Source organism: Kitasatospora cheerisanensis KCTC 2395, assembly GCF_000696185.1.
Taxonomy (GTDB): domain Bacteria; phylum Actinomycetota; class Actinomycetes; order Streptomycetales; family Streptomycetaceae; genus Kitasatospora; species Kitasatospora cheerisanensis.
The window spans coordinates 7,200,621-7,221,455 of sequence record NZ_KK853997.1 but is presented as its reverse complement, the minus strand read 5'-3'; the positions used below and the strand labels follow the sequence as shown (position 1 = coordinate 7,221,455).

Sequence of the window (20,835 nt, the reverse complement as noted above, 5' to 3'; positions counted from 1 at the left end):
CGACCGCACCGACCAGATCGGCCACGCCGACCGCACCGACCGGACGGAGCCGGAAGACGGCAAGCCCGGAAGACCGGAAACCGAAAGACCGCCCCGGCGCCCGAGGGCACCGGGGCGGCCCGGTCGATCGTTCCGCCCGCCCCGCCGGCCGAGGACCACGAGGCCGTAGACCGCGAGGCGAGCACCCGTCAGATGTGCGGGTCCGCTCAGACGTTGACGCCGTAGTCCAGCGCGATGCCGCGCAGGCCGGAGGCGTAGCCCTGGCCGATGGCGCGGAACTTCCATTCGCTGCCGTAGCGGTAGAGCTCGCCGAAGACCATCGCGGTCTCGGTGGACGCGTCCTCGCTCAGGTCGTAGCGCGCGACCTCGCCGCCGTCGGCCTGGTTGACGACGCGGATGAACGCGTTGCGGACCTGGCCGAAGCTCTGGCGGCGCTGCTCGGCGTCGTAGATCGACACCGGGAACACGATCTTCGCGACCTGCGGCGGAACGGCCGTCAGGTCGACCTTGATCTGCTCGTCGTCGCCGTCGCCGCCACCGGTCAGGTTGTCGCCGCTGTGCTCGACCGAGCCCTCGGGGCTGCGCAGGTTGTTGTAGAAGACGAAGTGCTGGTCGCTGAGGACCCGGCCGGCCTCGTTGCACAGCAGCGCGCTGGCGTCGAGGTCGAAGTCGGCGCCCGTGGTGGCCCGGACGTCCCAGCCGAGGCCGACGATGACGGCGGTGAGCCCCGGGGCCTCCTTCGTCAGCGAGACGTTTCCGCCCTTGGCGAGCGAGACTCCCATGTTGCCCTCCTGTGGTATCCCCGTACCGGGCCCGGCAGTTCGGCCCGGCGGCCGGCACCCGATCGCTTCTGCGGGCCCGAACCCCGCAGTTGAATCTACAGCACTGTAGATCAGGACGGAATCCGCCTCCGCACCAAGAACGCCCCCATGTCCGCCACGTCCTCGCGTCCGCCCCGCCCGCCCGCGCACACACCCGACCGCCCGCCCAACCGCCCGGACCGACCGCACCGACCACAGGCACCCATCGCACTCACCGATAGCCACTCACCGATCACACGCGCCGCCGCAGCCGATCGCTCCGCCCCGACGATCACTCCGCCGCGCCGGAGCCGCCTACCGGCCTCTGCCGCCGGGGTCGGCATACCCTTTCCGAGGAGGTGCCCGAGATGAGTGACGACACGACGATCCCCGGTATCGACCCGACGGTGCCGCCGAGTGGCGACGGTTGCGTGGAGTGCCTGGCCGGTGAGGGCCAGGGCTGGTGGTTCCATCTGCGCAGGTGCGCGACGTGCGGGCACATCGGGTGCTGCGACTCCTCGCCGTCCCAGCACGCCACTTCGCACGCCCGGTCGGCGGGCCATCCGTTCCTGACCAGCTTCGAGCCCGGCGAGGACTGGTTCTGGAACATCGAGACCGAGCAGTTCTACGAGGGCCCGGCGCTGGCCGGCCCGTCCGCGCACCCGATCACCCAGCCCGCCCCGGGCCCGGCCGGGCGCGTCCCGATCGACTGGCAGCAGCGCCTGCGCTGAACCCCCGCCCGGGCTGCGCCGCGAACGACCGTACCTGCGCCATCACCCGCGCCGGGTACGGTCGTTGAGATCCGCAGGGCACAAAAGGTGCCCCAGGACGGCGAAAGGGCGGGGACGTGGAGGCGCAGCAGTGGGAGACGGTGCAGCGGCTGGCGGCTTGGCTGGCCGAGGGCAGTACTCAACCGCCGGAGATGCAGCGGGTGTTGCAGTGCCTGAAGATCGGCGAGGAGGCCGGTGAGGTCGCCGAGGCGGTGATCGGCGCGATGGGCCAGAACCCGCGCAAGGGCTACTCGCACACCTGGGACGACGTGGCCGGGGAGCTCTGCGATGTGGTGATCACCGCGATGGTCGCACTGGTCCGGGTCCACCCGGATCCGGCGGCCGCGTTCGACGCGCACCTGGCCAAGGTCGCCGCCCGCTCCCTGCCCGCCCCGGTCACGGACCCCGCCTCGCACTGACCCGGGCCAGCGGCCCAGCAACCGGCCGACGGCGAACAGCACCGAGCGGTGGCCTACAGCCGGCAGCAGACGGCAGACGGCAGACGGCAGACAGCAGACCGCACTCAGCGGTGGCCGACGGCGAACAGCAGGAGGACGAAGCCGGCGAACACGTGGGTACCCACGATGTAGATCAGCGCGCGGATCATCATCTGCTTGCGGCGGGACTTCTCCTCGCGCACGGCGTCGGTGGTCACGCCGGTCCTCCTGTCGTCCTGTGTCGTCCTGTCGTCCTGCCGTTCTGACCCCTGAAGGGTAGCGCCGGGAGGTTCCGTGGCGGAGATCACGGGGCGGTGAGGGCCACCTACGGTGGCGTAGGTCACTTCACACAGTGAACTATCTCCTCCATGGCCGACTACCTGGAGACCCTTGACCTCAGTTCGTACGCCGCGCTCGGTGACAGTTTCACCGAGGGCCTGAACGATCCCGGCCCCGACGGGCAGTTCGCCGGCTGGGCCGACCGGCTCGCCGGGATGCTGGCCGCACGCCGGCCGGAGACCGACTTCCGGTACGCCAACCTGGCCGTGCGCGGCCGCCTGCTGGACCAGATCGTGGCCGAGCAGGTCCCGAAGGTCCGTCAACTCCAGCCGGACCTGGTGACGTTGTGCGCGGGCGGCAACGACATCCTCCGTCCGGGCAGCGACCCGGACCTGATCGCCGAGCACTTCGAGTCGGCCGTGCTCCAGCTGCGCGAGAGCGCCGGGCGGGTGCTGATCTGCACCGGCTTCGACACCCGCAACGTGCCGGTGCTGCGCCACCTGCGCGGCAAGGTCGCCACCTACAACTCGCACCTGTGGGCGATCGCCGACCGCAACGGTCTCGCGGTCGCGGACCTGTGGTCGCTGCGGGCGGTGCACGACCGCCGGGCCTGGTCGGACGACCGGCTGCACCTGTCGCCGGAGGGCCACCAGCGGGTGGCACTGCTGGCGGCGCGCGCCCTCGGCCTGGCGGTGGAGAGCGACCCGGAGGCCGCCTGGCCGCCGGCGCCGGTCACCACTCCGGCCGACCAGCGCCGCGAGAACCTGCAGTGGGCCCGTACCTACCTGCTGCCGTGGGTCGGCCGCCGCCTGCGCGGCGAGTCGTCCGGCGACCACATCGAGGCGAAGCGCCCGGAGCTGCTCCCGCTCTGACGCTGCTCCCGCTCCGACGCTGCTCCCGCTCCGACGCGCACCGCCCCACACACGCCCGCGCCCGACCCCACCGTCCGCTTCCCGAAGCCGACTTGGACGTCCGGCGCAGCGAGCGCGACGCAGTGACGCCGCCACGGCACGTCCACGACGACGAGCGCGAGGCAGTGCGCCCGAGGCCCGAGACAATGCGCCCGAGGCAGTGAGCCCGGACAGCGCTGCGGGCCGCTCCGCCCCCACGCGGATGCGGCCCGCAGACCCCCGGACGAGACCCCTGCCTCTGCCCTACTCGACGATCAGCTGCACGGGAATGTTCCCGCTGACGGCCTTGGAGTACGGGCAGACCTGGTGGGCCTGCTTGACCAGCAGCTCACCGGTCTCGCCGGCCAGCTCCTCGGGCAGTTCCACCCGCATGACGACGGAGAGGCCGAAGCCGCTGTCGTCCTTGCCGATGGTGACCTCGGCGGTCACCGAGACCTCCGAGACGTCCACCTTCGCCTGGCGGGCGACCAGGCCGAGCGCGCCGGCGAAGCAGGCCGAGTACCCGGCGGCGAACAGCTGCTCGGGGTTGGTGCCGTCGCCGTTGCCGCCGAGCGCGGGCGGCGGGGAGAGCTTGAGGTCGAGCTTGCCGTCCGAGCTGACGGAGCGGCCCTCGCGGCCGTTGGAGGTGGCGACTGCGGTGTAGAGCGGTTCCATTCCGGGTTCTCCTGTCGTCCCAAAACACGTCGAAAGATCCGTGCAACGCCATAACTACAGCACACAATTCAATTGCGCACAACTGAATCGACCGCTTGCTACCCTGGGAGCCATGACCAGGGACGACCAGAACCGGACCGGGGCCCCGACGGACGAGGCCGAGCGCGTGGGCGTGGACCTGCTCCTGCTCGACCAGCAGATCTGCTTCTCGCTGAACGCGGCCTCGCGCGCCTTCGGCAGCGTCTACCGCACGGCACTCAAGGACCTGGGCCTGACGTACCCTCAGTACCTCGTGATGCTGGTGCTCTGGGAGCACGGCGAACTGCCGGTCAAGCAGCTCGGCGAGCGCCTGCGGCTGGACTCCGGCACGCTCTCCCCGCTGCTCAAGCGGCTGGAGGCGACGGGGCTGGTGCTGCGCGAACGCAGTCCGCAGGACGAGCGGTCGGTGATCGTCTCGCTCACCCCGGCCGGCCGCGACCTGCGCGAGCCGGCCCGCGCCGTCCCCGGCAGATCGGCGCCGCCGCCGGCCTCCCGCTCTCCGACCTGCGCACGCTGCGCGAACTGCTCAACCGCCTCACCACCAACCTCGACGCGGCCGGTGCCTGAGCGTCGAACGCGCTCAGGCACCGGCCGCGCCACCCGGCCACAGCGAGGCGGCGGCCTACCGGTGCCGCAGGTACGCCGCGGCGGTGGCCCGCAGCCGCTCGTGCAGGCCGTCGTACGCGCGGGCCCGGCCGAGCAGGGACTTCGGGAGCTTGGCGACCATCGTGTAGTTGGTGTCGCAGACGTTCGCGGCGGGGGCCAGGCCGGCCTGGCTGACCAGCTGGTACGCGTCGAGCTGGTCGAGGCCGAGGAGTTCGCCGGTCCAGCCGACCAGGTCGTGCTGGCTGATCCGGAAGGCGTCCTCCAGCGGGCGGGCGGAGCCGGTGCTGATCAGGAAGTAGTCGTTCTCCAGCCGCGGCCAGGCCGGTCCGCCGCCCTTGACCAGGTCGACGATCACGGTGGTGCGCATCGCCGCCTCGACGGCGGTGCCGCACACCTCGCCCTCGCCCTGGCGGGCGTGGCCGTCGCCGATGGCCAGCATTCCGCCGTCGACGTTGACGCCGAAGTAGGCGGTGGTGCCGGCCCGCATCTCGGGGGTGTCCAAGTTGCCGCCGTGCGCGCCGGGCGTGATCGAGGCCAGCACCTCGCCTGCGGCGGGGCGACGCCGACGGTGCCGTGCATCGGGTCGAGCGGCAGGGCGACGGTGAAGTCCCCGGTGCGGGCCCGGAAGTGGCACAGTCCGGCGGCCGGGTCCAGGTCGTAGATCCAGACGCGTTCCTCCAGCGCGGGGTGCAGCATCGCGGTCTGGTGGGTGGTGGTCAGCGCGCCGAAGTGCGGGAAGGTGCTGGAGATGCCGTGGTCGCGGGCGGGGGTGATCTCCACGAAGTGCACCGCGAGGACGTCGCCGGGCTCGGCCCCGGCCACCGCGATCGGGCCGGTGACGGGGTTGAGGTACGGGAAGACGCAGACCCGGCTGGGCAGGTCGCCGGTGCCGCGCACCTTGCCGCCGAAGCAGTCCTCGGTGGTCAGCTCGACGATGCTGCCGGGCCGAACGGTCGTCAGCGGGGGGCGCCCGCCGAAGGTGTAGGCGTAGTCCTCGGGACCGGGGGTCAGTCGGACGATCTCGGGCAGGGTCACTTCTGCTCCTCCTCGGCAACGGCGGAACCGTCGGAACCGGCAACAGCGACAGCGGAACCGTCGGAACCGGCAACAGCGAGGCCGTCGGATCCGTCGGCAACCGCCAGGCGGGGCTTGCGGCCGGTGGCGACCAGGCCGGCCAGGACGATCGCGCCGATCAACAGCCAGACGAAGCCGAGGCGTTGGGCGGCGATGTTGGCGTTGACGACGACGTAGCCGAGGATCGCGAAGCCGAGCAGCGGGGCGATCAGGTGCCGCCAGTAGTCTTTGCTGCGCTTGCGGATCAGGTAGTGGACGACGACGGCGACGTGCAGCACCAGGAAGGTGGTCAGCGCGCCGAAGTTGACCAGGGTGCTAAGCAGGGTGATGCCGTCGCTGCGGGAGGCCATGTACAGGCCGAGCACCAGCGAGATGCCCGCGGTCAGCAGGGTGGCGTTGACCGGCACCCGCCGGACGGGGTGGACCTTGGCGAGGAACCTGGGCAGTTGGCGGTCGCGGGCCATCGCGAACAGCAGCCGGGAGGTGGCGGCCTGGGCGACCAGGGAGTTGGCGAAGCCCCAGGCGACGGCGGTGGACGCGGCGGTGAGGGTGGCGAGCCAGCTGCCGCCGGCGGTGCGGGCGGCGTCGTAGAACGCGGTGCCGTTGGGGTCGCCGTCGGCGATCAGCGCCTCGGGGTCGGCGACCAGCAGCGAGGCGACCCAGGTCTGCACGATGAACAGCGTGCCGGCGAGCAGCAGCGCGGCGACCATGGAGCGGCCGATGGCCTTGGTGGAGTCGCGGTTCTCCTCCGAGAGGGTGGAGATGCCGTCGAAGCCGAGGAAGCTCAGCACCGCGATGGAGACCGCGCCGAAGGCCAGGCTCCAGGAGAAGTGGTGCGAGTTGTACAGCGGGGTGAAGTCGAAGCCGCGGCCCTTGCCGTTGGCGAGGGCGATCACGCCGACCACCAGGAAGACGGCCAGCACGACGAGTTCGCCGACCAGCACGGCCTTGTTGACCTTGGCGGTGGTCTCGATGCCCAGGTAGTTGACGACGGTGTTGAGCAGCACGAAGCCGATCAGCCACAGCCAGACCGGGACGGACGGCACCAGCGAGTTCATCGCGACGCCGGCGATCAGGTACAGCAGGCCGGGCACCAGCACGTAGTCCAGCAGGATCATCCAGCCGGACAGGAAGCCGACCGGCGCGCCGATGCCGCGTCCGGCGTAGGTGTAGACCGAGCCGGCCATCGGGAAGGCCCGGGACATCTGGGCGTACGACAGGGCGGTGAACATCATCGCGACCATGCCGAGGACGTAGGCCAGGGCGACCATTCCGCCGGAGCCCTGGAAGACGCCGCCGAAGATGCCGAAGGGCGCGATCGGCACCATGAAGACCAGCCCGTAGACGAGCAGGTCGGTGAAGGTCAGGGACCGGCGAAGCTCCTGTTGGTAGCCGTAGCTCTCGATGCTCTGGGGCGCGGGTGTGTCGGCCATGGTGCTCTCTCTCCGTGACGGACCCTGCGGGGGTTGGGGGAGACTGTAGAGCCAACTATTTCCATATGGAAGGGTTTAGCGCTGCCGTTCCGCCTGATGAGAACCCGGACACCCCCGGGACGGTGCAGGTCAGCGGGCGGACGGGCCGGACAGCACGGCGAAACCGAGACCTTCGGCCCGGGCCAGGTGCACGCCGGGCCGCTCGCCGCGCAGCAGCCGTCCGGCCGCCCGGGACAGGCCGTTCGGCTCCAGTGCGTGACGGTCCGCCAGCGCGGCGAGCAGGTGCAGGCCCTCGTACAGGCCGACGGCGTACGCGTCGAGGACGGGCGCCCACGGGCCGCACAGCGCCCGGTGCCGTTCGGCGAGCAACTGGCGCGGCTCCTCGGCGAGGGTGGCGAACGAGGGCATCGCGGCGTACAGCGTCCCGGTGTCGTCGCCGCCGAGCGCGAGCAGGCCGTTCTCCTCCAACGCCCCGGACAGGCGCACCAGTCGGCGGTCGAGTCCGCTGCGGCGCAGCGCGCGGTTGAAGTGGACCAGGTCGCGGCCGATCAGGCTGAGCAGCAGGGCGTCGGCGCGGGCGGTGCGCAGCGCGTCGAGGAGGGGTTCGACGGTGCGTTCGACGGTCCCGAAGGGGAGGCGTCGTTCCAGCACGATCCGGGCGCCGGCCCGGGTGGCGAGGGCGGTGGCGGTGCGGTGGACGGAGCGCGGCCAGATGTAGTCGTTGCCGATCAGCGCCCATCGGCGCAGGGCGTGATGTTCCGTCAGTTGCGGTAGCGCGTGGGCGAGTTGGCCGTTCGGGTCGGTGCCGGTGCAGAGCACGCCGGGGCGACGGGTGCCGCCTTCGTGGGGCGGGGTGTAGATGTAGGCGATCCGGCCGGCGGCGACGGTCTCGACGGCGCGGTGGACGTCGCTCGTGTGGCAGCCGGCGAGGGCGTCCAGGGCGCCGGCGTCGAGCAGGCGGGCGACGTCGGCGGAGACCGGGCCTGGTTCGCCGCCGCCGTCGACCAGGACGAGGTCGAGGGGGCGGTCGTGGATGCCGCCGCGGGCGTTGATCTCGTGCGCGGCGAGCAGGGCGCCGTCGAGGGCGGACGGGCCAGTCAGTCCGAGCGGGCCGGACTGCGGCACGACGAGGCCCACGCGGAACGCGTCGTCCTCGCGCGGGAGGTGCAGCGCGTCGAGCGGGTCGACCAGCCTGGCATCCAGCATCACCAGTGCGAGTATGGTCGGGATCTCGGCCCCGGGAAAGACCGCAGGGCCGGGGGTGACCTGGGAACGGGAGGGTCGGATGACCACGAAGCGCGCCGCGGCGCACGCGACTGCCGCGCCGGGCACGGCGGGTGGGCCGCCGCTGCTGGTGGAGCTGGTCGCGCTCGCCCACCGCCGGCTCACCTCGGGTCTGGCCGCCGCGCTCGCCGAGGAGGACTGCACGGTCGACCAGTGGCGGGTGATGCGCGCGCTGGCGGAGGGCGAGGGCCGGGCGATGGGCGAGTTGTCGCAGGCGCTGCTGATCCCGCAGGCGAGTCTGAGCCGGCTGGTGGACGCCCTGGCGGACGCCGGCCTGGCCTACCGCCGCCAGGACGACCAGGACCGGCGGCGGATCACCGCGCACCTGTCCCGGCAGGGCCGCACCCGGCTGTCCCGACTCGACGGCCTCGCGGCCGCGCACGACGCCGCCGTCCGCGCCGCCTGCGGCCTCCCGGACCCGGCCGGCCCGCTGGCCCGCCTCGCGGCGCACTGACGGCCCGGCCGGCTCTCGCCCGCTGACGTCCCGGACCCCGGGACGCCCACCGGCCCCCGACTCGCCCACCGGGCCCCGGCTCGCCCACCGGATCCCGGGACGCCCCCAGCCCCGCCCGGTGCGCCGAACTCCACTCCCGCTCAGGCCAGTTGCGCCTCCACGTGGTCGAGCGCCACCCGCACCGCGCCCAGCGCGACGGCGTCCTCGCCGAGTTCGGAGGAGGCGACCCGCGGCGGCATCGGGCAGAGGGTGTCGAGGGCGCTCTGGACGCGGGCCCGGACCAGGTCGTCGGCGCGGGAGAATCCGCCGCCGACGACGACGAGTTCGGGGTCGAAGGCGAGGGCGACCGTCGCGGTGCCGAGGGTGATCGCGTCGAGGAAGCGGCCGATCCGTTCGGCGGCGGCCGCGTCGCCGGCCCGCGCGGCGGCGATCAGCGCGGTGACGGCCTGTTCGGAGGATTCCGCGTCGGGGTCGTCGACCAGGTGTCCGGGGGCGGTGTTCCAGCCGAGTTCGGGCAGGGCGCCGATCTCGCCGAGGGAGCCGTTGTGCCCGCGTTGCAGGACGCCGCCGTTGAGCACGCCGACGCCCATCCGCATGCCGGCCAGCAGGTAGACGACGTCGTCCACCGAGCGGGCGACACCGAGCCAGCGTTCGGCGACGGCGGCGAGCCGGCAGTCGTTCTCGACCAGGACGGGGCAGGCGAAGGTGCGGCCGAGTGAGCGGGCGAGGTGCAGGCCGGTCCATTCGGGCAGGGCGGAGCTGAGTTTGATCCGGCCTTCGCGGTCGACGATGCCGGTGGTGCCGGCGGTGACCGCCCACAGCCGGTCCTGGGTGACTCCGGCAGCGGCGAGCGCGGCCTTCGCGGCGGCCCGGGTCGCGGCGAGCCGGGCCTTGCGGGGCTGGGCGGGGTCGACCTCGATGCGGTGGCCGGCGAGCACGTTGCCGTCGAGGTCGGCGAGGACGGCGAGCACCTTGTACTTGCCGATGTCGAGTCCGAGGACGTGCCCGGCGCGCGGCCGGAAGCGGTAGTTGCGGGCGGGGCGGCCCATCCGGCGGCCGCCGGGGTCGGGGGCGACCTCGTCGACCAGGCCGAGCATCGCGAGCCGGTCGAGGGCGACTTCCACGGTGGGGCGGGACAGCCCGGTCGCGGTGGCGGCCTCGGCGACGGTGACGGCGGGCGCGGCGGCGGCGCGCACGGCCGTGAGCACCTGGGCGGCGCTGGCCGGGAGGACGGGGATCCGGGCGGCGGCCGCCCCCTCGGAGCCGTCCTCCGGCCCGCCTGCCGAAGTCGTCGCATGTCCCGCGCTCATCTATCGCCTGCCTTTCGTAAGTCGCCTGGGTGGTGCGGCCCGGCCGGGCCGGTGGGGCTGTCGCTCCGTCAAGGATCGTTGTCCGCCGAAGTCTTGACGGTGGCCGGTTCCGATCCCCATGATTCCATTCCACAAGCCACTTACATAAGTGGCCTTGGAAAGTCGTCGGAGAGTCATCTTCGCACGGCCCGGACGCTCGGTGTGCCGTCCGGCCGGAATTCACCAACTGCTGGGAAATCGGGGTGCGTTGTGCCAGGAAAGCAGGTGACGCTGGCCGTCGTCGGCGCGGGTCTGCGGGGCGGCGTCTACGCCCGCAGCGCGCACCGCGGCGGCCGGGCGCGGATCGTCGCGGTCGCCGAGCCCGACCCGGAGCGGCGGGCCGCGTTCGCCGCCGAGTACGGCGTGCCCGACGAGGCGGTGTTCGCCGACTGGCGCGAACTCGCCGCCCGGCCGCGGCTGGCCGACGCCGCGGTGGTGGCCACCCAGGACACCCAGCACACCGCCCCGGTGGAGGCGCTGGCGCGGGCCGGCTACCACCTGCTGCTGGAGAAGCCGATGGCCACCACGGAGGAGGACTGCCTGCGCATCGTGCGGGCCGCCGAGGACGCCGGGGTGCTGCTCGCGGTCTGCCACGTGCTGCGGTACACCACGTACACCCGCACCCTCAAGGAGCTGATCGACTCCGGCCGGATCGGCGAGGTGGTGTCGATCCAGCACCTGGAGCCGGTCGGCTGGTGGCACCAGGCGCACTCCTTCGTGCGCGGCAACTGGCGGCGCGAGGACGAGTCCTCGCCGATGCTGCTGGCCAAGTCCTCGCACGACGTGGACTGGCTGCTGCACCTGATGGGGCGTCCGCCGGAGCGGGTGTCCTCGTTCGGCGGCCTGGTGCACTTCAACGAGCGCAACCGGCCGGCTGGGGCGGCCGACAACTGCCTGGACTGCCCGGTCGAACCGGACTGCCCGTACTCGGCGCCGCGGCTGTACCTCGGCTGCCTCGGCGACCCCGACAAGGAGTACTGGCCGCTCGGCGCCGTCACCACCGACCGCACCGAGGACGGCGTCCGCCGGGCGCTGCGCTCCGGCCCGTACGGGCGCTGCGTGTACGCCTGCGACAACGACGTGGTCGACACCCAGGTGGTGGACTTCGACTTCGGCGACGGGCGGACCGCCTCGTTCACGATGTCGGCGTTCACCCCGCTGGACTTCCGCAAGACCCGGGTGTTCGGCACCCGCGGCTACGTCGAGGGCGACGGCCTGCGCCTGTCGGTGCACGACTTCACCACCGCCACCTGGGAGTTCATCGACGCCTCCGACGTCCCGGACGCCGAGGCCTCGGCGGCGGCCGGGCACGGCGGCGCGGACGACCGCCTGCTGGAGGCGTTCGTGGACGCGATCGCCACCGGCGCCGGCGACCTGATCCGCTCCAGCGGCCGGGAGAGCCTGGCCGCGCACCGCACCGTCTGGGCCGCCGAGCGGGCCCGCCGCACCGGCACCGTCGTCACCCTCGCCGACGAGGCCGCACCCGTTCTCTGAACCACCCGACCTCCCCCACCGCCACGCCCCCTCGATGGAGAAACGTCATGTCCCGTACCCCGTCCCCGGCCGCCGCGGCCGCGCTCGCCGCCTCGCTGGCGACCGTGCTGCTGGTCTCCTCCTGCGGCGTCAAGAACTCCGGCAACGCGCAGCACGCGCAGGGCGGTTCGGCCGCCGACCTGGTGTCCGCCGCGAAGGCGCAGGGCCAGGTCGACTACTGGTCGACCTGGGGCGAGAAGGAGCCGCAGGCCGCGATCTTCAAGGCGGCGGCGGACGACTTCACCGCGCAGACCGGCATCAAGGTGAACATCAAGTACCTGGGCCGGTCCGGCACCACGACGATGCCGCAGGCGATCGCCTCGGGCAGCGGCCCGGACATGTTCGACAGCGGCACCGACCACATCGCGGCGTTCGCGGGCCAGCACATGACGCAGCCGATCGACGGCGTGCTGAAGCTCCCGGTGCCGGGCGAGGACGGCAAGTCGGTCGCCGACGTGCTGCCGCCGAACGTGCTGAAGTCGGCCACCGACAAGGACGGCAAGCTGGCGTTCGTCCCGCACACCCTGATCTCCACCGCGATCTGGTACGACGCGGCGCGCTCCCCGGCGCTGGCCGCGAAGCAGCCGGCCACCTGGACGGAGTTCCTGGCGCTGCTCCAGCAGCAGAAGGCCGCGGGCGCCACCCCGATCGCCCAGGACGGCCTGGTGAACTTCTACAACGCCTACTGGTTCTACGAGTTGATGATGCGCTACGCGGGCCCGGGTTCGCTCGCCGCACTGGGCACCGACGCCTCGGCGTGGGACCGGCCGGAGGTGCTGAAGGCGGCGCAGGGCGTGGCCGAGCTGCGGCCGTACTTCCAGGACGGCTTCATGGGCACCAAGTACCCGGCGGCGCAGAACGACTGGGCGCAGGGCAAGGCGGCGCTGAACATCAACGGGACGTGGCTGCCGTCGGAGACCAGGCCGCAGGCGCCGGCCGACGCGAAGCCGTCCAGCTTCACTTTCCCGATGGTGGAGGGCGGCCACTCGACGGTCGAAGTGGGTTCGCTGGGCTGGTCGTTGAGCGCGAAGGCGAAGCACGCGGAAGCGGCGCAGCTGTTCATGAGCCACCTGCTGCGCTCGCAGGTGATCGGGAGGATCGGCACGGACGCGCTGAACATCCCGTCCCGGGCGGACGCGAAGGCGCCGGACGCGCTGAAGGCGGCGCAGGAGTCGATCCTGAAGGCGACCGAGACCAACACCACGTACGACGGCGCGACGGCGCAGGACAAGTGGTGGAACAACGTGTTCCTGCCGCTGGACGACCAGTTGCTCAGCGGCACCCTGCAGCCGGCCGACTTCGTCGCCCAGGGCAAGAAGAAGACCGCGGATGCGCTGGCCAATGGCTGACACCTCGACGGCGCGCGGCGCGTCCCGCTCCTCCCGGCCCGCGTTCCGCACCGCGGGCCGGGCCCGCCCGGGGGCGGCGCAGGGGGTGTCGCAGCGCGATGCGAAGGGCTGGTTCCGGCTGTTCACCTGGCCGGCGGTGCTGCTGTACCCGGTGGGCTTCCTCGGTCCGTCGTTGTACGGCGTGGTGATCTCGTTCGCCAAGTGGTCGGGGCCGGGTGCGCCGCTGACCTGGGTGGGCTGGCGCAACTACGTGCGGGTGTTCCGGGACGACACGGTGCGGCAGGCGTTCGTGAACACCGCGCTGGTGGTGCTGGTGGGCGGCGCGGCGGTGTTCGCGCTGGCGTTCCTCGCGATGGCGGTGCTGCGCGACATGCGCGGGCGGGCGTTCGTGCGGGCCGCGGTGTACCTGCCGTCGATCATCTCGATGATCGCGGTCGGCACCTCGCTGGGCTTCCTGCTGAACCCGGACGGCGTGGTGAACCGGCTGCTGGGCCTGCTGGGCCTGGAGGCGCTGCAGCAGACCTGGCTGGATCCGCAGCACATCTTCGGCTGCATCGTGGTCGGCGTGGTCTGGATGGGGTCGGGCTTCTACATCGTGCTGCTGATGACGGCGGTCGACGCGATCCCCAAACACCTGTACGAGGAGGCCCAGTTGACGGGTCTGACCCGGATGCAGCAGTTCCGCTGGATCACCCTGCCGCTGTCCCGCGACATGATCGCGATCGCGGCGGTGCTGTGGACGGCGAACAGCCTGCGGACCTTCGACATCGTGATCGGCTTCGTCGGCACGGCCGGCACCCCGTCGGTCAACGCCCGTACCTACGCCGTGCAGCAGTGGCTGTCGGCCGGCCACACCACCGGCGGCGGGGCGCCCGAGCTGGGCTACGCCTCGGCGATGGCGACGCTGCTGACGGTGCTCACCGTGGCGCTGGTGGTGCTGGTGCGCCGGCTGGGCCGCAGCGACCGACTGGAGATCTCGTGACCGCGAAGGCTCAACTCCGTACCGTGCGCCGGTTCTTCGGCGATCTGGCGGTGCCCGGCACGGTGAAGGCGCTGCTGTGGGCGGTGGCCGGGTTCAACGTGCTGCTGCTGGCGTGGACGTTCCTGTCCTCGGTGCGCACCTCGCGCGCCCTATGGACGTCGCCGCTCGGCGTGGACGGGCTGGACCTGGGCGGCTACGCCCGGGCCTGGCACGCCGCGGACTTCGCCGGCATGCTGCTCAACACCGTTCTGGTGGTGGGGGTTTCGCTGCTCGGGATCCTGCTGGTGGCGACTCCGGCGGCGTACATGCTGGCGCGGTCCTCGCGCCGCTCGGCCGGGCCGACGCTGACGTACTTCGCGGCGGGCCTGGCGCTGCCGGTGCAGGCGGTGCTGATTCCCTATCAGACGCTGGCCTCCTCGGTCAGCCAGTTCATGGTGGACTGGGTGACCGGCTGGTGGGACGACCGGATCTCGCTGGTGGTGGTCGACGTGGCGATGTCGCTGCCGTTCACGGTGTTCGTGCTGTCCGGCTACTTCCGTTCGCTGCCCGCCGAGTTGGAGGAGGCGGCGGCGCTGGACGGGGCCGGCCCGGTGCGCACCTTCTGGACCGTGATGGTGCCGGTGGCCCGCCCGGGTCTGACCACGGTGACGGTGCTGAACGCGATCGGCCTGTGGAACGAGTTCCTGCTGGTGTCGGTGATGGTGCACGACCCGGCGAAGTTCACCCTGCCGGCGGCCCTGAACCAGCTCAGCAGCACCATGCAGTACACCTCCGACTGGGGCGGCCTGTTCGCGGGCGTCACCATCCTGGTCGCGCCGATGGTCGCGCTGTTCTTCTGGTGCGGCCGGCGGATCATGGACGGGATGACCCTCGGCGCCACCAAGTAGTCGCCCCCGCAGCCGGGTTCAGCCGGGCCCGGCTGCTCGCACCGCCCCCGTGGACCTCACTTCGGGCCCTCGTGGCCCCCGTTTCAGGAGAGGGCAGCACGTGACCACCACACCCTTGAGAGGCCTGAGCGGCCTGGGCGCGCTCACCCTGGCCGCCGCGGCGCTCACCGCCTTCGCCGCCCCGGCCGCGCACGCCGCCGGCACCACCTACTACGTGTCCGCCTCGACGGGCAGCGACTCCAACAGCGGCACCTCGGCGGCCGCGCCGTGGAAGTCGCTGGCGCAGGTCGGCAAGCAGACCTTCCAGCCCGGCGACACGATCGCGTTCCGGGCCGGCGACACCTGGACGGGGCAGCTGGCCCCGCACGGCTCCGGCACGGCGTCCGCGCCGGTCACCTTCACCTCGTACGGCGCCGGCGCCCGGCCGAAGCTGGACGGGCAGGGCGCGGTGGCCTCGGTGGTGCTGCTGGCCAACCAGCACGACGTCACGGTGAACGGCTTCGAGATCACCAACTCGGCCGGTCCGATCACGAGTTCGACCCCGTACCGGATCGGCGTCAACGTGTTCGCGCAGGACGTCGGCGCGGTGCCGAACGTCCGGATCACCGGCAACTGGGTGCACGACGTCGACGCGCCGCCGAACAGCTCCAACCCGGGCTCGGGCGGCATCATCTACACCGTGCGCGGCTCGGCCACGCCCACGTACTTCACCGGCCTGACGGTGCAGGACAACGAGGTGGCGAACATCGCCTCCTACGGCATCTCCGGCTGGTCGACCTGGATGCAGCGCGACGGCTGGAACTCGCTCTGGCCGTTCCTGGGCGCGCCGACCACCGAGTACCGGGCGTTCACGCCCAGCACCGGCACGGTGATCCGCAACAACTACGTGCACGGCATCGCGGCGGGCGGCATCGCCCCGCTGGTGGTGCGGGACACCCTGGTCGAGCACAACACCGTCGCGGACACCGCGCAGGCGCACGGCAACGTGGCGATCTGGTGGGCGGACGCCGACAACACCACCGTCCAGTTCAACGAGATCTCCGGCACCAAGTACAACGGGCCGCAGATGGACGGCGACGCGCTGGACGCGGACGAGGACAGCCGCGGCAGCCTGGTGCAGTACAACTACTCGCACGACAACGGCGGCGGCTTCTTCATCTCGGTCTCCGGCGACTCCGCGCCCGCCACCGCCGTGGTCCGGTACAACGTCAGCCAGAACGACCGCAACGAGATCTTCACCTTCTCCACCAACACCACCTCGGTGCAGGTCTACAACAACACCGTGTGGGTGTCGCCCAGCAGTTCCGCGATGACCGCGCTGACGGCCGTCTACCACAACGCGGCGGGCGTCACGATGTCCAACAACATCATCCACAACGGCGCCAACCTGCCGTACAACACCGGCAGCGCGATCACCTACGACCGGAACTGGTACGACGGCGGCCCCGTCCCGGGCACCGACCGGGCCGCGCTCACCGGCAACCCGGGCCTGACCGCGCCCGGCACGGCCACCTCGATCGCCGACCTGGCCGGCTACCGGCCCACCGCCGCCTCGCCGGTTCTCCAGCAGGGCCTGGAAGTTCCGAACGACGGCGGCCGCGACGCCGCCGGCACCGCCCTGCCGCAGGGCATGCCCGACCTCGGCGCGCTCCAGCGCACCGCCGGCCCGGGCACGGTCGAGGCCGCGCCGACGGTGAGCAGCTCCTACGGCACCGGGCAGGGCACGCTCGCGGCCGTCGCCGACGGCTCGGACGCCAGCAGCTGGGCCTCGCCGTCCAGCGGGGTGGCCACGGGCGGCAGCCTGACCCTCGGCTACCCGAACCAGCGCACCGTCTCCCAGGTCGAGTTGGCCACCCACTTCGGCGCCGGCCAGGGCATCACCCGCTTCGACGTGCAGTACTGGAACGGCACGGCCTGGGTCACCGCCCTCGCCGACGCCGCCGTCACCTGGTCGTCCAACTCCGCGACGGTGGAGCGCCGTTCGGTGACGCTCCCCGCGCCGGTGACGACGAGTCAGCTCCGCCTGGTGGTCCGCGCGGCCAACCTCCAGTGGGGCAACTTCGCCGTCAACGAGATCGGTACCCGCTGACCCCCGCGGCCCGGGGCCCGCCCCGGGCCGCCCGCCCCTCCCTGGAGCCCCCGTGCCGCACCTCGTCCCCCGCCCCGCGTCGATGACGACGACCGGCCCGGGCGGCTGGCGCCTCGCCCCGACCACCCCGCTGCGCCTCGAAGCCGGCCTGGAACCCGTCGCCGGCCTGCTGCGCGAGCTGCTCGGCCTCCCGCTGCCGCCCGACGCCGCCGGCCCCGCCCCGCTGACCCTGCGCACCGACCCGTCACTCGCCCCCGAGGCGTACCGGATCGAAGTGACGCCCGCCGGCGCCACCGTCACCGCCGCCGGCCCCGGCGGCCACCGGGTCGCCGCCCAGACGCTGCGTCAACTCGCCGACGGGGCCGCACCGGACGAACGCGGCGGCGTCACCGTGCCGTGCCTGCTGATCGAGGACGCGCCCCGGTTCCGCTGGCGCGGCCTGCTGATCGACGTCGCCCGGCACTTCTACCCGGTCGAGTTCCTGCACCGGCTGGTCGACCTGGCCGCGCTGCACCGCCTCAACGTGCTGCACCTGCACCTGACCGACGACCAGGGCTGGCGCATCGAGATCGAGAAGTACCCGCGCCTGACCGAGGTCGGCGCCTGGCGCGCCGAGACCCTGGTCGGCCGCTACACCTGCCAGGACGACCCGGACGCGGTGTTCGACGGAACGCCGCACGGCGGCTTCTACACCAAGGCCGAACTCCGCGCCCTGGTCGCGTACGCGGAGTCCCGCGGCATCACGGTCGTCCCCGAGATCGACCTGCCCGGCCACATGCGGGCCGCGATCGCCGCCTACCCGGAACTCGGCAACGGCCTGGAGCCGGCCCGCCCGGTCTGCACCACCTGGGGCATCACCGAGCAGATCCTCAACGTCGAGGAGTCCACCCTCCAGTTCTGCCGCGACGTGCTCACCGAGGTACTGGAGGTCTTCCCCGGCCCGTACGTGCACCTCGGCGGCGACGAGGTGCCCAAGCGCGAGTGGCGGGAGTCGCCCCGGGTGCAGCGGCGGATGCGCGAACTCGGCCTCCCCGACGAGTCGGCGCTGGCCGCCTGGTTCACCCGGCAGCTCGCCGAGTTCCTGACCGCCCGCGGCCGCCGCCCGATCGGCTGGGACGAACTGCTGGAGGACGGCCTCCCGGCAGGCACCGCGCTGATGTCCTGGCGCGGCGAGGAGGGCGGCGCGCGGGCCGCCCGGCTCGGCCACGACGTGGTGATGACGCCCCATCAGCTGACGTACTTCACCGTCTACCAGGCCGCCCCGGAGCTGGTCGAGCAGCCGCTCGCGGTCGCCGAGGTGCTCACCGCCGCCGACGTGTACGCCTACCGCCCCGTCCCGGCCGGGCTGCCCGCGGAGGCCGCCGCCCACGTGCTGGGCGGGCAGGGCTGCCTGTGGACCGAGCTGATGCCGGACGCCCGGCACGTCGAGTACATGGCCTTCCCCCGCCTGTGCGCGCTCGCCGAGGTGCTGTGGGGCACCGCCGGCGACTACCCGGAGTTCGCCGTCCGCCTCGCCGCGCACCTGCGCCGGCTCGACCGCCTCGGCGTCGCCCACGGCCCCCTGCCGGACACCGCCCCCGGAACGTCGGCGGCCGGCTAGTAGTGCTTTGTTAGGTCGGGGCTGGTTCTGGCTTTGTGATGGGTTGTCTGCAGGTCGGGCATGTGCCGTTCCAGGTCGCCAGGAGGTGTTGGAGCGTTCTGACGGCCTGGTAGAGGGTCATACCCGAGCAGGCACTTTTGGGCGGCTCCGGGCCAGGGTCACGAAGAGGTGGGCGGCGGTGACGAGGGTGACGTGCCGGTGCCAGCCGGTCCAGGAACGGCCCTCGAAGTGGTCGAGTCCCAGGGCGGTCTTCAGCTCGCGGTAGTCGTGTTCGATCCGCCAGCGGATCTTCGCCAGGCGGACCAGTTCCTCGATCGGGGTGTCGGCGGGCAGGTTGGAGACCCAGTAGTGGGAAGGCTCGGCCAGATGGGCGGGCCACTGGGCCAGCAGCCAACACGCGGGCAGGGTGCCGTCGGGCTCCAGTCGCGGGCGGCGGCCGGCCAGCCGCACCCGCAGAGCGATGAACTCGCCGGTCAGCCGGTCGCGTGAGCCATGTCGCCAGGTCACCGCGCGGGCCGCCCCGCGGCCGGCTGTCCGGACGTGCTCAGCCAGCGGAACGGGTCGGGTGCGGTAGCGGGGCTTGGGGCGGGGGCCGAGTCCGCCGTATTCCGGCTGACGGGTGACCGCGTCCAGTGGATGTGCGGTGGCCAGGCCCTTGACCTGCACGATCCACCGCAGCCCCCGCTCGTCCAAGGCAGCGCGGAAGTGGGCGTTGTCGCCGTAGCCGGCGTCCGCGACCACCACTGGCGGGGCGAGCCCCCAGGTGGCGAGTTCGTCGAGCATCTCGACGGCCGGGCGCCACTTCGGGCGGTGGCCCTCGTCGTCGGGGATGCGGCAGCGGGCCCGTCGCCACCCGGTGCGGGCTGCGGCGGCCGGGTCGTCGGCGTGCTTCGGATCCCAGGCGGCGGGCAGGAACAGCCGCCAGTCGAGCGGGCAGGACGCCCGATCGGTCACCGCGTGGACGCTCACACCGATCTGGCAGTTACCGACCTTGCCGAGCGTCCCGGAGTACTGACGGGCGACCCCGGGTGACCCCTTGCCGTCCTTCGGGAAGCCGGTGTCGTCGATCACCCAGGCCTGCGGCTCCAGGGCCCGCACGGCCCGGCAGGCGATGCGGGCACGGACATCGTCCAGGGGCCAGGTCGAGGTGGTGATGAACTGCTGCAGGCGCTGGTGGTCGATGCCGAGGCGCTCGGCCATCGGCTGCATCGACTTGCGCCGCCCGTCCAGCAACAAGCCACGCAGGTAGGCCAGGCCCTTCTCCTGCTGGTCCGAGCGTCGCAGCGGAGAGAACACCTCCGCCGCGAACGCCTCCAACTCATCTCGTAACACTGCCAGTTCGTCCGGATTCACACCGACAGCGAACTGCCGAACACTCGATCTGCCCAGACCCCGCGCACCACATAACAAAGCACTACTAGGACTCGTACCGCTCGACCTCCTCGACGCTGCGCACGCCGGCCTGGTTCGGATCCTCGCCGGCGTCGACGCGCGCCCGGCGCTGGCGCAGCAGGTCCCAGCACTGGTCGAGCTGCTCCTCCAGGTCCTTGAGTTCGCGCTGCTCGGTGGGCTGGTCGATGCGGCCCTCGGCGAGTGCCGCGCGCAGCTTCCGCTCCGCGTCGACCATGTCGCTGATCCGGTCCAGGATGCGGCGGTCGGTGCCGCCGGACGTGTCCTGCTGGTCCATCGGGGCCCTCCTCGTGGTGGTCTGCCCCCTCACTGTAGGAACCGGGCGGGCGGATCGGCGTGGCGGCCCGGCGTGGCGCGGTGCGTTGCCCCGAACGAGGGAGCGTAATTGACAGGGCGTCAGGGGTCTTGCCAGGATCGTTGTTGAAAACGATTCCCACTTCCATTCACCTGGAAAGGCGCACCCCCATGTCGCTGGACGTCTCCCCCTCCCTGCTGGCCCTGGCCGAGCGCGACGAGGTCGCCGACGCCGACTTCCTCGCCACCGTGCGGGACTCGCTGCCCTACGCGTACCGCCTGGTCGACGACCTGACGGCCGAACTCGCGGCCACCGGCGCCGAGTTCGCGGACAACACGGTCGCCCCGAGCGACGCCGAGCGGGGCCAGCTGCTGCGCGCGCTGGCCAGCGACTCGATCCGCGGCGCGCTGGAGCGGCACTTCTCGGTCAAGCTGGCCTTCCAGAACTGCCACCGGGTGGCGGTCTTCCGCCCCGGCGCCGAACGGACCGAGACCTACCGGAAGTTCACCTCGCCGCGGGCCCAACTGCTGAACCAGTCGCCGGAGTTGCGCGACTGCTGAACCGGAACGGAGTCGGGTGCCCGCCGCGGCGGGCACCCGA

The 20,835-nt window shown here is 72.3% G+C and carries 19 protein-coding genes and 2 pseudogenes; 12 read left to right on the top strand and 9 right to left on the bottom strand.

Annotated features, from left to right (window positions below):
- Positions 1–206: 206 nt before the first annotated feature.
- Complete coding sequence (locus KCH_RS32470) at positions 207–782, bottom strand: TerD family protein (RefSeq protein WP_035869061.1); 576 nt, start codon at positions 780–782, stop codon at positions 207–209.
- 386 nt (positions 783–1,168) lie between these two features.
- On the opposite strand from KCH_RS32470, the gene KCH_RS32465 reads away from it, so the two are divergent.
- The gene (locus KCH_RS32465) at positions 1,169–1,531 is read left to right on the top strand and encodes a UBP-type zinc finger domain-containing protein (RefSeq protein WP_035869057.1); all 363 of its coding nucleotides are present in this window, start codon (positions 1,169–1,171) and stop codon (positions 1,529–1,531) included.
- Positions 1,532–1,647: 116 nt separating this feature from the next.
- Entirely contained in the window at positions 1,648–1,989 is a 342-nt protein-coding gene (locus KCH_RS32460; RefSeq protein WP_035869054.1) for a MazG-like family protein, read from the top strand.
- A gap of 104 nt (positions 1,990–2,093) precedes the next feature.
- Here KCH_RS32460 and KCH_RS45365 read toward each other — a convergent pair whose 3' ends face one another.
- On the bottom strand, positions 2,094–2,225 hold the full coding sequence (locus KCH_RS45365) for a DUF6126 family protein (protein WP_244305529.1): 132 nt from the start codon (positions 2,223–2,225) through the stop codon (positions 2,094–2,096).
- Positions 2,226–2,375: 150 nt separating this feature from the next.
- Between KCH_RS45365 and KCH_RS32455 the strand changes: the two genes are divergently transcribed.
- Entirely contained in the window at positions 2,376–3,158 is a 783-nt protein-coding gene (locus KCH_RS32455; protein ID WP_035869050.1) for an SGNH/GDSL hydrolase family protein, read from the top strand.
- Between the two features lie 282 nt (positions 3,159–3,440).
- Here KCH_RS32455 and KCH_RS32450 read toward each other — a convergent pair whose 3' ends face one another.
- Entirely contained in the window at positions 3,441–3,851 is a 411-nt protein-coding gene (locus tag KCH_RS32450; protein WP_035869047.1) for an organic hydroperoxide resistance protein, read from the bottom strand.
- Positions 3,852–3,963: 112 nt separating this feature from the next.
- Between KCH_RS32450 and KCH_RS40345 the strand changes: the two are divergent.
- Positions 3,964–4,457 (top strand): annotated as a pseudogene (locus KCH_RS40345) (MarR family winged helix-turn-helix transcriptional regulator).
- Positions 4,458–4,512: 55 nt separating this feature from the next.
- Here the strand turns inward: KCH_RS40345 and KCH_RS32440 are convergent.
- The 3 genes and pseudogenes from KCH_RS32440 to KCH_RS32430 all read right to left on the bottom strand — a co-directional run bounded on the left by KCH_RS32440 (position 4,513) and on the right by KCH_RS32430 (position 8,209).
- Positions 4,513–5,531: pseudogene (locus KCH_RS32440) on the bottom strand (acetamidase/formamidase family protein).
- A complete protein-coding gene (locus KCH_RS32435) occupies positions 5,528–7,003 on the bottom strand; it encodes an APC family permease (RefSeq protein WP_084224048.1) in 1,476 nt (491 codons plus the stop codon). The pseudogene KCH_RS32440 and the gene KCH_RS32435 overlap by 4 nt, the downstream one beginning before the upstream one ends.
- Positions 7,004–7,132: 129 nt before the next feature.
- Positions 7,133–8,209 carry a substrate-binding domain-containing protein gene (locus tag KCH_RS32430; protein WP_035874784.1) on the bottom strand — a complete coding sequence of 359 codons (1,077 nt, stop codon included), beginning with the start codon at positions 8,207–8,209 and terminating at the stop codon, positions 7,133–7,135.
- A gap of 79 nt (positions 8,210–8,288) precedes the next feature.
- Between KCH_RS32430 and KCH_RS32425 the strand changes: the two genes are divergently transcribed.
- A complete protein-coding gene (locus tag KCH_RS32425) occupies positions 8,289–8,741 on the top strand; it encodes a MarR family winged helix-turn-helix transcriptional regulator (protein ID WP_051653695.1) in 453 nt (150 codons plus the stop codon).
- A gap of 140 nt (positions 8,742–8,881) precedes the next feature.
- Here KCH_RS32425 and KCH_RS32420 read toward each other — a convergent pair whose 3' ends face one another.
- Positions 8,882–10,051: an ROK family protein gene (locus tag KCH_RS32420; protein ID WP_084224047.1), complete on the bottom strand. Its 1,170-nt coding sequence runs from the start codon at positions 10,049–10,051 to the stop codon at positions 8,882–8,884.
- 264 nt (positions 10,052–10,315) lie between these two features.
- Between KCH_RS32420 and KCH_RS32415 the strand changes: the two genes are divergently transcribed.
- The 6 genes from KCH_RS32415 (at position 10,316) to KCH_RS32390 (ending at position 18,530) form a co-directional block, all read left to right on the top strand.
- Entirely contained in the window at positions 10,316–11,584 is a 1,269-nt protein-coding gene (locus KCH_RS32415) for a Gfo/Idh/MocA family protein (protein WP_244305528.1), read from the top strand.
- 47 nt (positions 11,585–11,631) lie between these two features.
- Positions 11,632–12,972, top strand: a complete 1,341-nt coding sequence (locus KCH_RS32410; RefSeq protein ID WP_035869040.1) for an ABC transporter substrate-binding protein — start codon at positions 11,632–11,634, stop codon at positions 12,970–12,972.
- Positions 12,965–13,954 (top strand): carbohydrate ABC transporter permease, encoded by a 990-nt coding sequence (locus KCH_RS32405; RefSeq protein ID WP_051653694.1) that lies wholly within the window; start codon positions 12,965–12,967, stop codon positions 13,952–13,954. The genes KCH_RS32410 and KCH_RS32405 overlap by 8 nt, the downstream gene beginning before the upstream one ends.
- Positions 13,951–14,841 (top strand): carbohydrate ABC transporter permease, encoded by an 891-nt coding sequence (locus tag KCH_RS32400; protein WP_051653693.1) that lies wholly within the window; start codon positions 13,951–13,953, stop codon positions 14,839–14,841. The genes KCH_RS32405 and KCH_RS32400 overlap by 4 nt, the downstream gene beginning before the upstream one ends.
- A 100-nt stretch (positions 14,842–14,941) precedes the next feature.
- Positions 14,942–16,930, top strand: coding sequence for a right-handed parallel beta-helix repeat-containing protein (locus KCH_RS32395; protein ID WP_157032286.1), 1,989 nt, complete (start codon positions 14,942–14,944; stop codon positions 16,928–16,930).
- 52 nt (positions 16,931–16,982) lie between these two features.
- Positions 16,983–18,530 carry a beta-N-acetylhexosaminidase gene (locus KCH_RS32390; RefSeq protein WP_035869035.1) on the top strand — a complete coding sequence of 516 codons (1,548 nt, stop codon included), beginning with the start codon at positions 16,983–16,985 and terminating at the stop codon, positions 18,528–18,530.
- Positions 18,531–18,647: 117 nt separating this feature from the next.
- On the opposite strand, the gene KCH_RS32385 is transcribed toward KCH_RS32390, so the two are convergent.
- Both KCH_RS32385 and KCH_RS32380 read right to left on the bottom strand, forming a co-directional pair.
- Entirely contained in the window at positions 18,648–19,883 is a 1,236-nt protein-coding gene (locus KCH_RS32385) for an IS701 family transposase (protein WP_035869032.1), read from the bottom strand.
- 64 nt (positions 19,884–19,947) lie between these two features.
- Positions 19,948–20,217: a DUF2630 family protein gene (locus KCH_RS32380; protein WP_035869030.1), complete on the bottom strand. Its 270-nt coding sequence runs from the start codon at positions 20,215–20,217 to the stop codon at positions 19,948–19,950.
- A gap of 188 nt (positions 20,218–20,405) precedes the next feature.
- Between KCH_RS32380 and KCH_RS32375 the strand changes: the two genes are divergently transcribed.
- Positions 20,406–20,795 carry an SCO5389 family protein gene (locus KCH_RS32375; RefSeq protein ID WP_035869029.1) on the top strand — a complete coding sequence of 130 codons (390 nt, stop codon included), beginning with the start codon at positions 20,406–20,408 and terminating at the stop codon, positions 20,793–20,795.
- Positions 20,796–20,835: the final 40 nt, after the last annotated feature.

Bases quoted from the DNA above. Each gene is read 5' to 3' on its own strand.
- KCH_RS32470 (WP_035869061.1), bottom strand. From the start codon at position 782: ATGGGAGTCTCGCTCGCCAAGGGCGGAAACGTCTCGCTGACGAAGGAG.
- KCH_RS32410 (WP_035869040.1), top strand. From the start codon at position 11,632: ATGTCCCGTACCCCGTCCCCGGCCGCCGCGGCCGCGCTCGCCGCCTCG.
- KCH_RS32375 (WP_035869029.1), top strand. From the start codon at position 20,406: ATGTCGCTGGACGTCTCCCCCTCCCTGCTGGCCCTGGCCGAGCGCGAC.
- KCH_RS32405 (WP_051653694.1), top strand. From the start codon at position 12,965: ATGGCTGACACCTCGACGGCGCGCGGCGCGTCCCGCTCCTCCCGGCCC.
- KCH_RS32380 (WP_035869030.1), bottom strand. From the start codon at position 20,217: ATGGACCAGCAGGACACGTCCGGCGGCACCGACCGCCGCATCCTGGAC.
- KCH_RS32435 (WP_084224048.1), bottom strand. From the start codon at position 7,003: ATGGCCGACACACCCGCGCCCCAGAGCATCGAGAGCTACGGCTACCAA.
- KCH_RS32450 (WP_035869047.1), bottom strand. From the start codon at position 3,851: ATGGAACCGCTCTACACCGCAGTCGCCACCTCCAACGGCCGCGAGGGC.
- KCH_RS32430 (WP_035874784.1), bottom strand. From the start codon at position 8,209: ATGCTGGATGCCAGGCTGGTCGACCCGCTCGACGCGCTGCACCTCCCG.
- KCH_RS32420 (WP_084224047.1), bottom strand. From the start codon at position 10,051: ATGAGCGCGGGACATGCGACGACTTCGGCAGGCGGGCCGGAGGACGGC.
- KCH_RS32455 (WP_035869050.1), top strand. From the start codon at position 2,376: ATGGCCGACTACCTGGAGACCCTTGACCTCAGTTCGTACGCCGCGCTC.
- KCH_RS32425 (WP_051653695.1), top strand. From the start codon at position 8,289: ATGACCACGAAGCGCGCCGCGGCGCACGCGACTGCCGCGCCGGGCACG.
- KCH_RS32465 (WP_035869057.1), top strand. From the start codon at position 1,169: ATGAGTGACGACACGACGATCCCCGGTATCGACCCGACGGTGCCGCCG.